Below are 15,711 nucleotides of genomic sequence, written 5' to 3' on the forward strand. Positions count from 1 at the left end.
CGGCCCGAGTCGATCGCTGTCGTACCGCACCGAAGCCCGCTGATGCCGACGCATAGCGGGCTTTTTGTTTTTTGGCCTCGGTTTTGACCGGGTCCGCGCCTCATGCATGACCGTCGGCGCGGCCATCGAATACGGAAAACGGAACATGGACGACTCCCTCAACTTCGACACGCTTGCCGTGCGCGCGGGCACGCTGCGCAGCGACTTCAACGAGCACTCGGAAGCGCTGTTCCTCACGTCGAGCTTCTGCTTTTCGAGCGCGGCCGACGCGGCCGAGCGTTTCGCGAATTCGGAAGACTATTTCACCTATTCGCGCTTCACGAACCCGACCGTCACCATGTTCCAGGAGCGTCTCGCGGCGCTCGAGGGCGGCGAGGCGTGCATCGCGACGGCGTCGGGCATGGCCGCGATCATGTCGGTCGTGATGTCCGCGCTGCAGGCGGGCGACCACCTCGTCAGCTCGCGCAGCCTGTTCGGCTCGACGCTCGGGATGTTCTCGCAGATCTTCAGCAAGTTCGGGATCACGACGACCTTCGTCGACCCGACCGACCTGAACGCGTGGCAGGAAGCCGTGCGGCCGGAAACGAAGATGTTCTTCCTCGAGACGCCGTCGAACCCGCTGACCGAACTCGCCGACATCGAGGCGATCGGCAAGATCGCGAAGGCCGCGAACGCGCTGTTCGTCGTCGACAACTGTTTCTGCAGCCCGGTGCTGCAGCAGCCGCTGAAGCTCGGCGCGGACGTCGTGATGCACTCGGCGACGAAATTCCTCGACGGGCAGGGCCGCGTGCTCGGCGGCGCGCTGGTCGGCTCGAAGGAATTCATCATGGGCAAGGTGTTCCCGTTCGTGCGCAGCGCGGGCCCGACGCTGTCGGCCTTCAACGCGTGGGTGCTGCTGAAGGGGATGGAGACGCTGTCGCTGCGCGTCGAGAAGCAATCGGCGAACGCGCTGGAGATCGCGCGCTGGCTCGACTCGCATCCGGCGGTGGCGCGCGTGTTCTATCCGGGCCTCGAATCGCATCCGCAGCATGAACTCGCGAAGCGCCAGCAGAAGGCGGGCGGCGCGATCGTGTCGTTCGAGCTGAAAGGCGACACGCCGGAGCAGCAGCGCGCGAACGCATGGCGCGTGATCGACGCCACCAAGCTGGTGTCGATCACCGGCAACCTCGGCGACACGCGCACGACGATCACGCATCCGGCCACCACGACGCACGGCCGCATCACGCCGGAAGCGCGCGCGGCGGCGGGGATCACCGAGGGGCTGATCCGCCTCGCGGTTGGGCTCGAGCATGCAGGCGACGTTCGCAACGATCTGGCGCGCGGTCTGGACGGCTGAGCACGCTGGCAGGCATCCTCACAGCGATGCGACGGGGCGTTCTTGTGCGGACGGCCTGTCGCCATCGGCGACATAGTCGCGGCGTCCGCCTTCGCGCGTGCGCGATCCGTTCAGCGGCCGCGCAGGTGCCGCCGGCGCGTCGTTACGCACGGCGCTCACCATCCATCGCAACGTTTCGTCGAGCGGCGTGACGGGCAGTTCGCCCACCGCGCGCCGCAGCTTGTCGCGCGACCCGCTCAGGCTCTTCACTTCGTTGTCCCGCACGAAACGCGGATCGATCGTCACGTCGATCACATAGCCTGCGATGCGGGACAGGATCGCCAGCACTTCCTTCAGCGAATAGGCGCGCTCCGAGCAAACGTTGAGTATCTCGCCGGCCGGCGCGGTTTCGATCAGTTTCAGGTACGCAGCCGTCACGTCACGCACGTCGGAGAAATCGCGGCGCACGTCGAGATTGCCGAGCGAGATCCGCGGTTCGTTGCGCGCGTAGTGCGCGACGAGTTTTGGCAGCAGAAATGAGTCGCTCTGGCCGACACCCGTGTAGTTGAACGGCCGCGCGATGATGATCGGCAGCCGGTCAGCCCACAGCTTCGCCGCGTATTCCATCGCGAGCTTGCTGATTGCATAGTCGTTCGCCGGGGCGGGCGGGACGTTCTCGTCGAGCACGCCGGCGGTCGAATTGCCGTAGATGTTTGCGCTGCTCGCGAGCAGCACGGCCGACGGACGGCGGTCGAGGCCCGCGAGCGCGGCCAGCAAATTGCGCGTGCCGACTACGTTGACCGCGTAAGTTTGCGCCGGCTCATCCTGTGCGACATGCGCGCGTGCGGCGAGATGCACGACTGCGTCGGGCCGTGCGTCGGCGGTCGCCGCGCGTACCGCATCCGCATCGAGCAGGTCGACGGGCAGCAGCGTGCAATTCGCGAACATCGGATCGTCGGTGGGCGGCGAACCGGGCGCGACCGTTCCCCAGACCTCGTAGCCGGCGGCTTCGAGATGCTGCGCCATGTAGCGCCCGGTGAAACCCGTCAAGCCCGTGACGAATGCACGGCGCGGTGCGTGTTCGATCTCAGAACGTGTCATGGTGTTGGTTCCGCGTCAGATCCGCCTCGACCATCATCTGGCAAAGCTGTTCGAGCGTCGTTTCCGGCGCCCAGCCGAGCTTGCTCTTGGCCTTGCCCGCGCAACCGATCAGCAGATCGACTTCCGCGGGGCGGTAGAACTTGGGATTCACTTCGACGAGCACGTTGCCCGTCGCCACATCGAGGCCGCGCTCCTGCTCACCCTTGCCGGTCCATTCGATCTGATAGCCGGCCGCCGCGAACGCCATCCGCACGAAGTCGCGCACGGTCTCGGTCCGGTTGGTTGCCAGCACGTAGGTGTCGGGCTCGTCGGCCTGCAGCATCCGCCACATCCCTTCGACGTATTCGAGCGCGAAGCCCCAGTCGCGCTTCGCGTCGAGGTTGCCGAGTTCGAGGCGGGTTGCCTTGCCGAGCTTGATCTTCGCGACGGTGTCCGTGATCTTGCGCGTGACGAATTCGCGGCCGCGCAGCGGCGATTCGTGGTTGAACAGGATGCCGCTGCTGCCGAACAGGCCGTACGACTCGCGGTAGTTCACGGTCATCCAGTGCGCAAACAGCTTCGCGACGCCATACGGGCTGCGCGGGTAGAACGAGGTCGCTTCCGTCTGCGGAATCGACTGCACCTTGCCGAACATCTCGGATGTCGACGCTTGGTAGAAGCGCGTCTTCGGGCTCACGACGCGAATCGCCTCGAGCAGGTGCAGCGGGCCGAGGCCGGTGACATCGGCGGTTGTGGACGGTTGCTCGAACGACACGCCGACGAAGCTTTGCGCGGCCAGGTTGTACAGCTCGTCCGGCTGCGTGCGTTCCAGCAGCCGCATGCTCGAACCGGCGTCAGTCAGGTCGTGCTCGACGAGCGTGAGGTTCGGGTGCGTGTTGACGCCCAGCTCGGCGATGCGCCACAGGTTAACCGAGCTGGTGCGGCGGTAGGTTCCCGTGACCTGGTAGCCCTTGTCGAGCAGCAACTTGGTCAGGTAGGCGCCATCTTGCCCGGTGATCCCCGTGATGATGGCCTTCTTGCGAGTTTGGCTCATGGCGTTGTCCTTGTCGAAATCGATGGATAGAAAAATTCAGGCGGTCGTGCCGGCGGCGGCCGGCACCACGCGGCGCGCAGGCCCGCGCGTCAGGCGCCGTTCGAAGCCGTACCAGCTCAGGGTCGCGTAAGCGAGCGTGATCGCAAGCGCGAGCGCGGCCGTGACGAAACGGTTCAGGTGCAGCGGCCACAGCGCGTACAGCACGCTCAGGTGGATCAGGTAGACGGTGTAGCTGACGGTGCCGACGTAGACGAGCATCGGGTTCGTCAGCACGCGCTGCAAGAGGCCGCGGCCGCGCAGCGCGATCACGACGATCGACGTGCACAGCAGCAGCGAGATGCTGTAGAGCGCGGCATTCGACAGCGGCGTGTTCGCGGCGCGAAAGCGCGGGAACGACAGGTGCAGCCAGCCGAGGATCGCGAGCGACACGAGCGCGCCGACGATCGCGAGCGGGTAGAACGGCTCCAGCGCGCGCCGGTCGCGGCGCAGCACGATCGCGAGCAATGCGCCGGCCGCGAGCAGGTCCATCCGGAACGGCGTCAGGTAGTAGATCGGCCAGAACGAATCGAACCACGGCGTCGCGATCGCGCGCAGCACCGGCGCCGCGACGATCAGCGCGGCGGCGACCCACAGCAGCGCGCGCTCCGAGCACCACAGCACGACGAACGGCCAGAAGATATAGAACTGCTCCTCGACCGCGAGCGACCACAGCACGTTCAGGCTGTCATGGCCGATGCTGCCGAGCGACAGCCCGATATTGGTCGAGAAGAACGCGAACCACGGCCAGTGCGGCAGCCAGCTCGCACCGAACAGCAGCGTCGACACCACCAGCAGCAGCACGTACGGCGGCAGGATGCGGCGTACGCGGCGCGCGTAGAAGTGGCTGAAGTACGACTGCCCGCGCGCCTTGCGATCGAGCAGGATGCCGGTGATCAGCAGGCCGCTCAGCACGAAGAACAGATCGACGCCCATCCACAGCGGGGCCTTCAGCGCGTGCTGCAGGAATACGGCGCCCACCGCGATCGCGCGCAGCCCGTCCAGCTGGACGATGCGGCCGTGTTGCGGCGGGGCGAGGTCGGCGGGGCGCGACAGGGCCGTCATCGCGCGGCTCCTTCACGACCCGCATCCGATGCGTGTACGTATTGCATGCCTTTAAATGGAATAGGGAATCGAAATCGATTCTAGGGAAAAGAAATCGGTAAAAAAACGCGCGTCATTTATCTGCCGCCAAATATTCAAATCCCGATTATTGCGATCGCGAGATGAAAGGTTGGCCCTCGGGCGGGCACGACAGGCGGCGCGGAGCGGAATTTTCTACACGGCGGCGGCTGAAAGGCGGTCGTTATTGCCGTTTCCGGACGTCATTTACAGGCTGTTCCGGTTCGATATTTCAGGTAGAAACATCCCCAAATATTTCCAAATTTCTTGTGATTATTTTTGCTTGTAACCTGCATCGCGACGTTTGAAACCCATTTAGCGACAGGTCGCCGCCGCGGGCGATCCGTGGCGGCGCCGGTCGCTGTTGCATCGAGTCTGGAGAAGCGCATTGCGACGTCTGATTCTGGTTGGCATGACGGTAGGCGCGGCGCTGCTGACGAGCGCCGTGCCGGCCGAAACGGTGTTGCCCGCGACGACGTCGTGGATCGGCAACACGTTCGGCTATGGCGACGGCAGCTGGACGCAGATCGACATCCGCGCGATCGCGGTGACGCCCGAGGGCAAGGTGTATACGAATGCGCCGTGGGACGAGAGCGGCGCCGAGGCGAGCGTCTACCAGGACGGGAAGATGCTCGGCTTCGCCGGCGGCACGCACGGCTGGGGCAATCTTGGCGGCAACGCGATCGCGGTGAACAGCAAGTACGCGTACGTCGCGATCGGCGTCGGCAACGAGCGCGGCCACCTGCAGTCGCCCGGCATCTGGCCGGACAAGGGCAAGCAATGGTTCGGCATCTCGCGGCGCACGATCGGCGACATGAAGCAGCCCGCGCCGTTTCGCGCGGCGCCGCAGGTCGCACCGGGCGGGCGCGCCGATACCGGCCGCGCACGGATGGCCGCGAGCTTCATGATGATGAACGAGGTGCCGGCCCCCGCGCGCTCGGAAGTGGGCGAGGCGAAGGCGGAAGTGGGCGGCCTCGCGGCCGACGACAAGACGCTGTTCGCGACGAACCCGTCGCATGACGCGGTCGACGTGTACGACGCCGAGACGATGCAGCAGAAGGGCACGTGGAGCGCGCACGAGCCGGGCCGCATCGCGCTCGCGGGCGACGGCACGCTGTGGCTGCTGACCGATACGCTGGGCGGGCCCGCGCATCTCGTGCACGTGCGGGCCGACGGCCGCAAGCTCGACGACGCGCCGGCGCTGCCGGAAGGCACCGACGCGGTGGACGTGGCGGTCGACGCGAAAGGGCGCGTGCTGGTCGCGGACAACGGGCCGCGCCAGCAGATCCTGATCTTCTCGAAAGGCGGCAAGGGCTATGCGCCGTCGGGCACGCTCGGCGAGCGCGGCGGCATCTTCGCGGGCCCGGTGCCGGGCCGGCCGGGGCCGCAGCGCTTCAACGGGCTGACGGGCGTCGGTGTCGACCGCGCCGGCAACATCTATGTGTCGATGAACGGGATCGGGCCGCGCCACGACACGATCGGCGCGGGGCTCGGCGCGGTGCTGGAAAGCTACACACCGGACGGCAAGCTGCGCTGGCAGGTGCAGGGGCTGCTGTTCGTCGACGGCGCGTGGCTCGACCCCGCGCGGCCGAACAGCGTGTACATGGGCAACAAGCGCTTCGAGCTCGACCTGTCGAAGCCGCCGGGCCAGGACTGGAAATACGTCGGCTTCCTGTCGAACCGCTTCAAGTATCCGGACGATCCGGTGTTCCACACGGACCAGTATCCGGGCATGCCGATCGCGCGGCGCGTCGACGGCCGTACGTTCCTGTACCTGACCGACATGTACGCCGATCACCTGAAGATCTACCGCTTCGACGCGAAGCGCGACGGCGAGGTCGCGATTCCTTCCGGCCTGATCGCGGGCCGCGCGCGGCCGGTCGACAAGGTGCCGAACAAGCCGCCGGGCGGCGACTGGCTGTGGCGCGACGCGAACGGCAACGGCCGGATCGATGCCGACGAGTCCGAGATCAACACGACAGGCAAGGCGAAGGCGGGCGGCTGGGGCTGGTGGGTCGATACGAAGGGCGACATCTGGCGCACGAGCGACGTGCGCGGCATCCACCGCTTCCAGTACGGCGGCGTCGACAAGGCCGGCAACCCGATCTATTCGTACGACAAGGTCACGACCTACCCGATGCCGCAGCCGTTCACGCAGCTGCGCCGCGCGATCTACGAGCCGCAGACCGACACGCTGTACGTGACCGGCTACACGGCCGACGCGCCGCCGCAGCCGGGCATCAACAAGGAAGTCGGGCGCGTGCTGATCCGCTTCGACAAGTGGTCGACGGGCTCGCCAGTCGTGCGCTACCAGGTGGCGTTGCCGTGGAAGCTCGATGCGAAGCCGATCTTCGACCTGATCGGGATCACCGTCGAGGGCCGCTACATCTTCACCGTGGAGCCGGTCGGCAAGATCCACGTGTATGACAAGGACACCGGCAAGGAAGTGGGCGTGATGAGCCCGGGCGCGGAGGTCGGCAAGGCGTCGGGCTGGGTCGACGTGCCGTTCGGCATCAGCGCATTCCGGCGCGAGAACGGCGAATACCTCGTGTTCGTCGAGGAAGACGCGCGCGGCAAGGTGCTGATGTATCGCTGGAAACCGTGACGGGCGGCGCGCCGTCGTCGACGTCACTCAAGGCTTAAGCATGGACAAAGGCATACTCAAGAACGTTTCGATCAACTTCATCGGGCTGATCCTGCCGACCTTCGTGTCGCTGGTGACGGTGCCCGCGTATATCCACGCGCTCGGCGTCGAACGCTACGGCGTCGTCAGCCTCGTGTGGACGCTGATCGGCTATTTCGGGATCCTCGATCTCGGGATGAGCATGGCCGCGCAGAATCACATCTCGAAGGCGCTCGCGAGCGGCGACGACGACGAAAGCGCGCGCGTGTTCTGGAGCGCGTTCTGGCTGAATCTCGGCACCGGCATCGCGGGCGGGCTGCTGATCTATTTCGGCGCGTTCGTCTACACCGCGTATTTCACGAAGGTGTCGGCCGTGATGCAGCACGAGGTGTATCTGGCGCTGCCGTGGCTCGCGCTCGCGATTCCGCTCGCGAACGTGTCGTGGGTGTTCGCCGGCGCAATCAACGGCGCCGAACGGTTCGGCGTGTTCAACACGAACCAGACGATCGGCACGTTCCTGTTCCAGCTGCTGCCGCTCGGCGCCGCGTGGTGGATCGCGCCGAACCTGCAGACGGTGCTCGCCGCGGCCGTCGTCGCGCGCCTGATCGCCGCGGTGATGCTCGGCCAGGCCAGCATCAAGGTGCTCGGCATCCGGCGCATCGACCCGCCGCAGTGGGGCACCGCGAAGGGGCTGTTCAACTTCGGCGGCTGGATGCTGATCGCGAGCATGACGAGCATGATCGCCGACACGCTCGACCGCGTGATGCTCGGCGCCGGCATGGGCGCGAAGTTCGTCACCTACTACACGGTGCCGCAGAACCTCGTCACGCGCCTGAACATGTTGCCGAACGCGCTGGTGCGCACGCTGTTCCCGCGCCTGTCGGCGGTCGGCCGCGATCATGCGGATACCCTCGCGCGCCAGTCGCTCGAATTCCTGAACGGCGTGTTCACGCCGGTCGGCATCGTCGCGATCTTCGCGCTTGCGCCGTTCCTGACGCTGTGGGTCGGCGCCGATCTCGCCGCGCATTCGGCGCCGGTCGGCCGCGTGCTCGTGATCAGCGTATGGCTCGTCGGCCAGGCGAGCGTCACGCGCATCCTGATCCAGTCGCAGGTCAACCCGGCCCGCGCGGCATTCGCCGGGCTCGTCGAGATGCCGTTCTTCGTCGGCGGCCTGTGGTTCGGCATTCATCACTTCGGGCTGATCGGCGCGGCGGTGGTCGTCGCGGCGCGCGCGCTCGTCGACTACGGCGTGCTGCTGTATCTGTCGGCGATCCGGATGCGCGCGATCGTGCTCGACATGCTGGCGCACCTGGCCTTCCTGCTCGCGAGCCTGTTTCTCGCGCAGGCCTGGTCGGGGCTCGGCGAGTCGATCGGCATGTGCGCGGTCGTGCTGGTGCTGAACGTCGCGTGGTCGCTCACGATGACGCCGGGGCTGCGCGCGCTCGTGCGTGACCTGTTTGTCCGTCTCAATGCGAGGAAAACCATTTGACGTCCTCCACTGCCTAAAGGCAGCGGATTCCCACAACCGGCGATGCACGTCCGCATCGGAGAATGTTCAGCGCAGCGTTGATATCACGATCATGCACGACACCACAGCCGTCGCAGGCCCACTCTCTTATTCGCAGTCCCGCGATACCTTTCGGCCGCGTCGTGCTGTCTTTCGACCCGCACGCCGAACAGGACTGGGTAGAACCGCTTTCGTCCACTTCCTCGAACGTGGCTCCGTGCGCGATCGCTTTGTAACGGAGCTTGCTTCGGAAGGACGACCAGGCTGCGTCGTAGACGCTCTTCGCCATCCTGGTTCTGGCGAGTTTCGCGGCCGACACATTGCCCACTGCGATGTAATCGAAGCGCAGCACCAGATCGAGCGCGAGCTTGTGCTGGAAATCGGCTCGGGCGTTCGCCACCTTGGCGTGCAGCTTCGCAATATGTCGTTTGTGCTTTCGTGCTCGCTGCGCTTTCGCCAACTTTTCCGCCGCTCGCCGACCGAACAGGTCATTGGGCAGTTTCTCGCCGGTCGAAAGTGTGGCGAAGTCTTTCAGGCCGAGATCGATGCCGACACCCGAACGAATCGGGCGAGTCGGAGCATCGGGTATCTCGATCACGATATTCAAGAACCAGTTGCCACGCGCATCCTGCGCAAAGTTGGTGCCGTCCTTGATCTTGCCTTCGGGAAGCGGCCGGCTACTGAACACACGGAAGGTATTGCCGGCAAAGCGAAACGCAGCCCCCTCGCGCTTCAGTTCCCGGCCTTTCAGCGGCACCCAGCCGAGCGATTTTTTGCCGCGATAACGCAGGTAAGGGCGCCGGTGCTGGTTGCGCGATTTCGCGTATTGCTCGCACGTTGCGTTGACCGTACCGGAGTGAATGCCGAGTTCCTTGCTGCTGCCGGTCGTCAGCACGTTCAGGTCGAAGCCGGTCGGCCATTTCTTGCGCCACTTGAGCGCGTGCTTCTGCGTGTCGTTGCAGAAGTTCCAGACGTAGTTCACCGCACGGCTCTGCTTGTTGAGCAGTCCGTTGAGCGATTTCACCCGGTAGCGGTAGACAAGAATCATACCGGTGAGACTAACCCGTGGAAGAAGCTGCCTGTCAACAGCACTCCTTTCCCTCCCGTCATCAATGGCGGGGTTTCATGGAGCGACTGATGAATCGCGATCTAGCGGAACACGCCATCCTGAACCTGGCCACGGCCGACGGCACCGTGGTGGAAGCCGGTACTGCCGCCGCGCTGCGCCGGACCGAATCGGCAGGGCAAGCGGGCGCCCGTCATGCGTCCCGCCCGCTGCGCGTGGCGATCGTCCACGACTGGCTCGTCACCTATGCGGGCGCCGAGCGCGTGCTCGAACAGATCGTCGCGTGCTTTCCCGACGCGGACCTGTTCAGCCTCGTCGATTTCCTCGACGATCGCGCGTTCGTGCGCGGCAAGCCGGTGACGACGTCGTTCATCCAGAAGCTGCCGTTCGCACGCACCAAGTACCGCAGCTACCTGCCGCTGATGCCGCTCGCGATCGAGCAGCTCGACGTGTCCGAGTACGACCTCGTGATCTCGAGCAGCCACGCGGTCGCGAAGGGCGTGCTGACCGGACCGGACCAGGTGCACATCAGCTACGTGCATTCGCCGATCCGCTATGCGTGGGACCTGCAGCACCAGTATCTGGAACAGTCCAATCTCACGCACGGGCCGAAATCGCTGCTCGCGCGGATGATCCTGCATTACATCCGCAACTGGGACACGCGCACCGCGAACGCGGTGGACGGTTTCGTCGCGAACTCCGCGTTCATCGCGCGGCGCATCAAGAAGGTCTATCACCGCGACGCGGCGGTGATCTTCCCGCCGGTCGACGTCGACGCGTTCTCGCTGAACGCGGTGAAGGAGGACTTCTACCTGACCGCGTCGCGGATGGTGCCGTACAAGAAGATCGACCTGATCGTCGAGGCCTTCTCGAAGACGCCCGAGCGCAAGCTCGTCGTGATCGGCGACGGCCCCGAGATGCAGAAGATTCGCGCGAAGGCCGGCCCGAACGTCGAGATCATGGGCTACCAGCCGTTCGCGGTGCTGCACGACCGGATGCGGCGCGCGAAGGCGTTCGTGTTCGCGGCCGAGGAGGATTTCGGCATCTCGGTGGTCGAGGCGCAGGCGTGCGGCACGCCGGTCATCGCGTACGGCAAGGGCGGTGCGCTCGAAACCGTGCTCGACCCGCAATCGAACCTGAACCCGACCGGGCTCTTCTTCGACGAACAGACGCCGCACGCGATCGTCGCGGCCGTCGACGATTTCGAGCGCGCGCCGCAGCGCTTCACGCCGGGCGCGTGCCGCGCGAACGCGGAGCGGTTTTCCGCCGATACGTTCCGGCGGCGCTTCCTCGACTACGTGGAGCAAGCACTGCCCGGCTCGACCGCGCAGCGCGGCATGGCCGCCCCGCTGCCGGCCACGCGCGGCCCGGCGACGCTCGTGCTCGACCAGAGCGGCGTGCTCGGCGGCGCCGAGTTGTCGCTGCTCGAGATCATGAAGCACATGCGCGCGAACGCCGACGTGCTGCTGTTCGACGACGGCCCGTTCCGTGCGGCGCTCGACGAGATCGGCGCGCGCGTCGACGTGGTCGAGCAGGGTGCGCTCGCGGGCGTGCGCAAGCAGGGCGGCGTGTCGTTCGGCGCGGTGAAGCAACTCGTGCGGCTGGTGCGCGACGTCGCCCGGCGCGCGCGTCGCGCCGAGGTGATCTACGCGAACACGCAGCGCGCGATGGTGGTCGCCGCGCTCGCCGGGCGGCTCGCGCGCAAGCCGGTGGTCTGGCATTTGCGCGACATCGTCAGCACCGACCATTTCGGCGGCAAGCAGTTGCAGGCGATCAAGTACTGCGCGCGGTTCGGTGTCACGCGCGTGATCGCGAACTCCGACGCATCCGCGCAGGCGTTCCGCGCGCTGACGGGCTTCACGCCGCAGCACGTCGACGTCGTGTTCAACGGCATTTCGGCCGAACCGTTCGATGCGCTGGAAGGCGTAAGCCAGGCCGCGCTGCGCGCGCGCCTCGGGTTGCCCACCGACGCGTGGCTGGTCGGCTCGTTCAGCCGTCTCGCGCGCTGGAAGGGGCAGCACGTGCTGCTGGAGGCCGCCGCGCGGCATCCCGACATGCACGTGGTGCTGGTTGGCGCGCCGCTGTTCGGCGAGGACGACTATGCGGCGCAGCTGCACGAATACGTCGCGCAGCACGGGATGGACGCACGCGTGCATTTCCTCGGGTTCCAGCGCGACGTGGCCGCATGCATGACGGCGGTCGACGTCGTCGCGCACACGTCGATCACGCCGGAGCCGTTCGGGCGCGTGATCGTCGAGGGGATGCTCGCGCGCCGGCCGGTCGTCGCGGCGCGTGCGGGCGGCGTCGTCGAGATCATCGAGGACGGCGACAACGGGCTGCTCTGCGAGCCGGGCAACGCGGCCGCGCTGGCCGATGCGCTGGCGACGCTCAAGCGCGACGGCGCGCTGCGCGAGCGGCTCGTCGCGAGCGGGCGCGCGACCGCGGTGCGCCGGTTCGGGACTGAAACCTACGTGGAGCGGGTCGAGAAGATCCTCGCGGATACGGCCAAGGCCGCGAAGGCGAAGAAGCGGTAGCCGGCAGCCGGCGGCGGCCCGCGACGCGGAGCGTCGTGAACCGGCGGCAAACGGGCCCTCATGCGGTGTTGCGCTGCATGGGGGCTTCGTCTTTGGGGAGGTCTGTCTCGTGCGTTCAGCGCGGGCTGTTGCGGCAGGCCTGGATGAATTTCCGGTCGCGTTGGCTCGTTCCGTCGCCGCCGTCGATGCTCGGCTTGCCGGACGCCGCCGGTGTCGGATGCCCGGATGCTTGCTTCGTGGGCCCTGGATCGGAAGCGGTTCCATCGGGATCGCCTTGCGGACGCCAGGAGGCGGCGCGGTCCGATCGCGCAGGGAATCGGGTGGGATGGCCGGCGCGACGGTAGCGCGGCCGCTCAGGCGGGCGCTACGCACGGCTGATACACGTCGGGACGTCGCACGCGCCGCGCCCCGCCGCGCAGCCGCATTCCCGCACCTGTCCCGCTCATGAAAAAGCCCCCGCGCAACCAGACGCTGCACGGGGGCGGGGAGCGCCGGAACGGCGCGCTCAGGCAGTCTGTTCCGGTGCCGATGCTGCGACGCGGGCGGCGCGGGTCGGCTTGAAGCTGGCCGACCACATCATCGCCGGCCGTTCGAACATCCGGTAGAACAGGTACGCCACCGGAATCGCGACGGCCATGAACGCGAACGACGGCCAGATCGACAGTTGCAGTTCGGAGTGGAACAGCACCGAGCCGAGGCAGACGAACAGCGGCAGATGGATCAGGTACAGCGAGTAGCTGAAGTCGCCGAACCAGCTCAGCACGCGCAGCGGCGGCGTCGGGCGTGGCGGGCGGGCGAGTGCGCGGTACAGGAAGCACGCGAAGCCGGCCGACCACAGCTGGAACGCGCCGTACTGGCCGAAATGGAACGCGCCGCAGCCGGCCGCCAGCAGCACGGCGGCCGCGACGTACCACGCGCGCGACGGCACGACGGCCGTGCCGCGCGACTGCTGCGCGCGCACGTCGGCGATCCATGCGCCGATCGTCCAGGACAGCCAGTACGACGTGAAGAACTGCAGGTCGTGCCGTTCGAGCAGCCACGCCGACGCGACGTTGACGAGCGCGACCGCGGCCACGACGGCCGGCATGCCGATGCGCCGGCGCAGCGCGAACAGCAGCGGGTAGATCGCGTAGAACTGCACTTCGAGCGACAGCGTCCACAGCGCGCCGTTCGACCCGTACGTGTAGCCGGCGACGCCCTGCAGCGAGAACAGGTTCACGAGGAACGCGACGAGGCCGACGTCGCGGATCTTGTGGCTGACGGGCTCGATCTGCAGGCTGACCGCGTCGAGCGCGAGCGTGAACAGCAGCGCGGCGAGCAGCACCGGATAGATGCGCGCGAAGCGGCGCACCCAGAAGTTCGGCGCGTCGAGCCGGTACGCGGGATTGGCCGCGAGCTTGAGCGCCGCGTTGCGGTGGATGCAGTAGCCGCTGATCACGAAGAAGATCGGTACGCCGGCGGAGCCCCATGCGAACGGGAAGGTCAGGTAGCCGGCGATCACGCCCGGGCTCAGTGCGTGGCCGTAAGCCTGATGGAAGCTCTGCATGCCGACCCAGACGACCTGGCGGCAGTGGAAATAGGCGACGAGCAGCGCCGCGAAGCCGCGCATCGCGTCGATCACGTGTTCCTTGTGATCGGCGACGGGCGGCGCGGCCAGAGACGATCCGCTGAAAGCTTGCATGCGATTCGATTCCTTGCGACGGATGGACGGGAAGTTTCATCCAATCGTAATGCGCAAGAATTCGGTCAATGAATAAAAAAATACCGCCCGGAAATATCGGTATTCCACATCATGGATTTATGCCGGCCTGAAAGCGGAGTCTCGAGGGGCTACAATTATTTGCCGATTTTTTTCTGATAGTTTGAAGCTCCAGTTGATTGATGCAAGGAGCGGCAAGATGGACATGCATTGGATCGCGAGCGCTGCAGTACTGCTGGTCATGGCCGTGCTGTCGGCGTACCGTGAGGCGCTGAAGAACGAACCGATTCGCCCGGGCCTCGAGCGGGGCGGCGTGCCCTATATCGAGGAATTCGAATCGTAAGAATTTGTATCTGGAAAATCGGTAATTTGTTTCTGCTTCGGCAATCGGTTCGGCAATATCGACCGGGTTGAAACGATTATATTTTTTTTGAAATAATTGGGCAATCAGTTCATATCGAAAATGAACGGAGTGGAATTGGCAGTACCGTCGATTCTCGATATGCCGTTCGGAACACAATCGCGCCGGGTCGCGGGTCGACGCGGCGCAGTCAACGCTATCAGGATGCGAACATGTTGAAAGTCACCAGGGCCGTGTTTCCCGTTGCCGGTCTCGGAACGCGGTTCCTCCCGGCAACGAAGGCGAGCCCGAAGGAAATGTTGCCCGTCGTCGACAAGCCGCTGATTCAGTACGCGGTCGAGGAAGCGATCAACGCCGGTATCACCGAGATGATCTTCGTCACCGGGCGCAGCAAGCGCGCGATCGAGGATCACTTCGACAAGTCGTACGAGATCGAGGCCGAGCTCGAGGCGCGCGGCAAGGAAAAGCTGCTCGAGCTCGTGCGCGGCATCAAGCCGAGCCACGTCAACTGCTTCTACGTGCGCCAGCCGGAAGCGCTCGGTCTCGGCCACGCGGTGCTGTGCGCGGAGAAGCTCGTGCACGGCGAGCCGTTCGCGGTGATCCTCGCCGACGACCTGCTGCACGGCGAACAGCCGGTGCTCAAGCAGCTCGTCGACGTGTTCGACCACTATCACAGCTCGGTGATCGGGGTCGAGACGATCCCGCGCGAGGACAGCCGCTCGTACGGCGTCGTCGAAGGCCGGGAGTGGGAAGAGGACATCATCAAGCTGTCGGGCATCATCGAGAAGCCGGCGCCGGAGGATGCGCCGTCGAACCTCGGCGTGGTCGGCCGCTACGTGTTCATGCCGACGATCTTCGATCATCTGCGCAAGCTCAAGCCGGGCGCGGGCGGCGAACTGCAGCTGACCGACGCCGTCCAGTCGCTGCTCGCGAACGAACAGGTGCTCGCGTATCGCTACTTCGGCACGCGTTTCGATTGCGGCAGCAAGATCGGCTATCTGAAGGCAACCGTCGAGCTTGCGCTCCAGCATCCGGAAGTGAGCCGCGAATTCGAGGCGTACCTGCGTACCTGCTTGCCCGCGCTGGCTGCTGTCGCATAAGCAGCCGCACTGCTCCGCTGTTTCAGGTGGTGGTTGTTCCGTTGGCCCCGGCTGCCTTGTGCGCCGGGGCTTTTTTGCGTGCGTGCGGGCGAGGCGGGGGGGGCGCGCGGCGTGGCGGGGTGATCGGCCGTGCCGCATCCGGGCGGGTTCGAACGGATGCGTGCGCAGTGATTCCGGCGTGACGCGGGGCCGTGGTTCGATTACCGGCATGCGG

General features: G+C 66.0%; 10 protein-coding genes and 1 pseudogene. 6 read left to right on the forward strand and 5 right to left on the reverse strand.

Features of this window, described 5'->3' with window-relative positions; all coding sequences use genetic code 11:
* Positions 1 to 145 precede the first annotated feature (145 nt).
* Positions 146 to 1,336, forward strand: a complete 1,191-nt coding sequence (locus HWW87_RS03390) for an O-succinylhomoserine sulfhydrylase (RefSeq protein ID WP_175819228.1) — start codon at positions 146 to 148, stop codon at positions 1,334 to 1,336.
* A gap of 144 nt (positions 1,337 to 1,480) precedes the next feature.
* Here the strand turns inward: HWW87_RS03390 and HWW87_RS03395 are convergent.
* From HWW87_RS03395 to HWW87_RS03405, 3 genes and pseudogenes are all read right to left on the reverse strand, one after another.
* A pseudogene (locus tag HWW87_RS03395) lies at positions 1,481 to 2,416 on the reverse strand (NAD-dependent epimerase/dehydratase family protein); the annotation flags it as partial.
* The gene (gene gmd / locus HWW87_RS03400) at positions 2,403 to 3,449 is read right to left on the reverse strand and encodes a GDP-mannose 4,6-dehydratase (protein ID WP_175819230.1); all 1,047 of its coding nucleotides are present in this window, start codon (positions 3,447 to 3,449) and stop codon (positions 2,403 to 2,405) included. The gene gmd and the pseudogene HWW87_RS03395, both read right to left, overlap by 14 nt.
* Positions 3,450 to 3,485: 36 nt before the next feature.
* Positions 3,486 to 4,550, reverse strand: coding sequence for an acyltransferase (locus HWW87_RS03405; RefSeq protein ID WP_175819231.1), 1,065 nt, complete (start codon positions 4,548 to 4,550; stop codon positions 3,486 to 3,488).
* Positions 4,551 to 5,019: 469 nt separating this feature from the next.
* On the opposite strand from HWW87_RS03405, the gene HWW87_RS03410 reads away from it, so the two are divergent.
* Positions 5,020 to 7,212, forward strand: a complete 2,193-nt coding sequence (locus tag HWW87_RS03410; protein ID WP_175820664.1) for a hypothetical protein — start codon at positions 5,020 to 5,022, stop codon at positions 7,210 to 7,212.
* Between the two features lie 40 nt (positions 7,213 to 7,252).
* Positions 7,253 to 8,719: a flippase gene (locus tag HWW87_RS03415; RefSeq protein WP_175819232.1), complete on the forward strand. Its 1,467-nt coding sequence runs from the start codon at positions 7,253 to 7,255 to the stop codon at positions 8,717 to 8,719.
* Positions 8,720 to 8,732: 13 nt separating this feature from the next.
* Here the strand turns inward: HWW87_RS03415 and HWW87_RS03420 are convergent, their stop codons facing one another.
* Positions 8,733 to 9,785, reverse strand: a complete 1,053-nt coding sequence (locus tag HWW87_RS03420; protein WP_175819233.1) for an RNA-guided endonuclease TnpB family protein — start codon at positions 9,783 to 9,785, stop codon at positions 8,733 to 8,735.
* A gap of 89 nt (positions 9,786 to 9,874) precedes the next feature.
* Between HWW87_RS03420 and HWW87_RS36935 the strand changes: the two genes are divergently transcribed.
* Positions 9,875 to 12,337: a glycosyltransferase family 4 protein gene (locus HWW87_RS36935; protein ID WP_208449926.1), complete on the forward strand. Its 2,463-nt coding sequence runs from the start codon at positions 9,875 to 9,877 to the stop codon at positions 12,335 to 12,337.
* 505 nt (positions 12,338 to 12,842) lie between these two features.
* Here HWW87_RS36935 and HWW87_RS03430 read toward each other — a convergent pair.
* Complete coding sequence (locus HWW87_RS03430; protein WP_174391259.1) at positions 12,843 to 14,018, reverse strand: acyltransferase; 1,176 nt, start codon at positions 14,016 to 14,018, stop codon at positions 12,843 to 12,845.
* Positions 14,019 to 14,235: 217 nt separating this feature from the next.
* Here HWW87_RS03430 and HWW87_RS03435 point away from each other — a divergent pair, with 217 nt between their 5' ends.
* Together HWW87_RS03435 and galU are read left to right on the forward strand one after the other, a co-directional pair.
* On the forward strand, positions 14,236 to 14,379 hold the full coding sequence (locus HWW87_RS03435) for a hypothetical protein (RefSeq protein WP_006479318.1): 144 nt from the start codon (positions 14,236 to 14,238) through the stop codon (positions 14,377 to 14,379).
* A gap of 230 nt (positions 14,380 to 14,609) precedes the next feature.
* Positions 14,610 to 15,497 carry a UTP--glucose-1-phosphate uridylyltransferase GalU gene (gene galU / locus HWW87_RS03440; RefSeq protein ID WP_006754479.1) on the forward strand — a complete coding sequence of 296 codons (888 nt, stop codon included), beginning with the start codon at positions 14,610 to 14,612 and terminating at the stop codon, positions 15,495 to 15,497.
* Positions 15,498 to 15,711 lie beyond the last annotated feature (214 nt).

The organism is Burkholderia sp. BCC0419 (assembly GCF_902830285.1).
GTDB lineage: Bacteria > Pseudomonadota > Gammaproteobacteria > Burkholderiales > Burkholderiaceae > Burkholderia.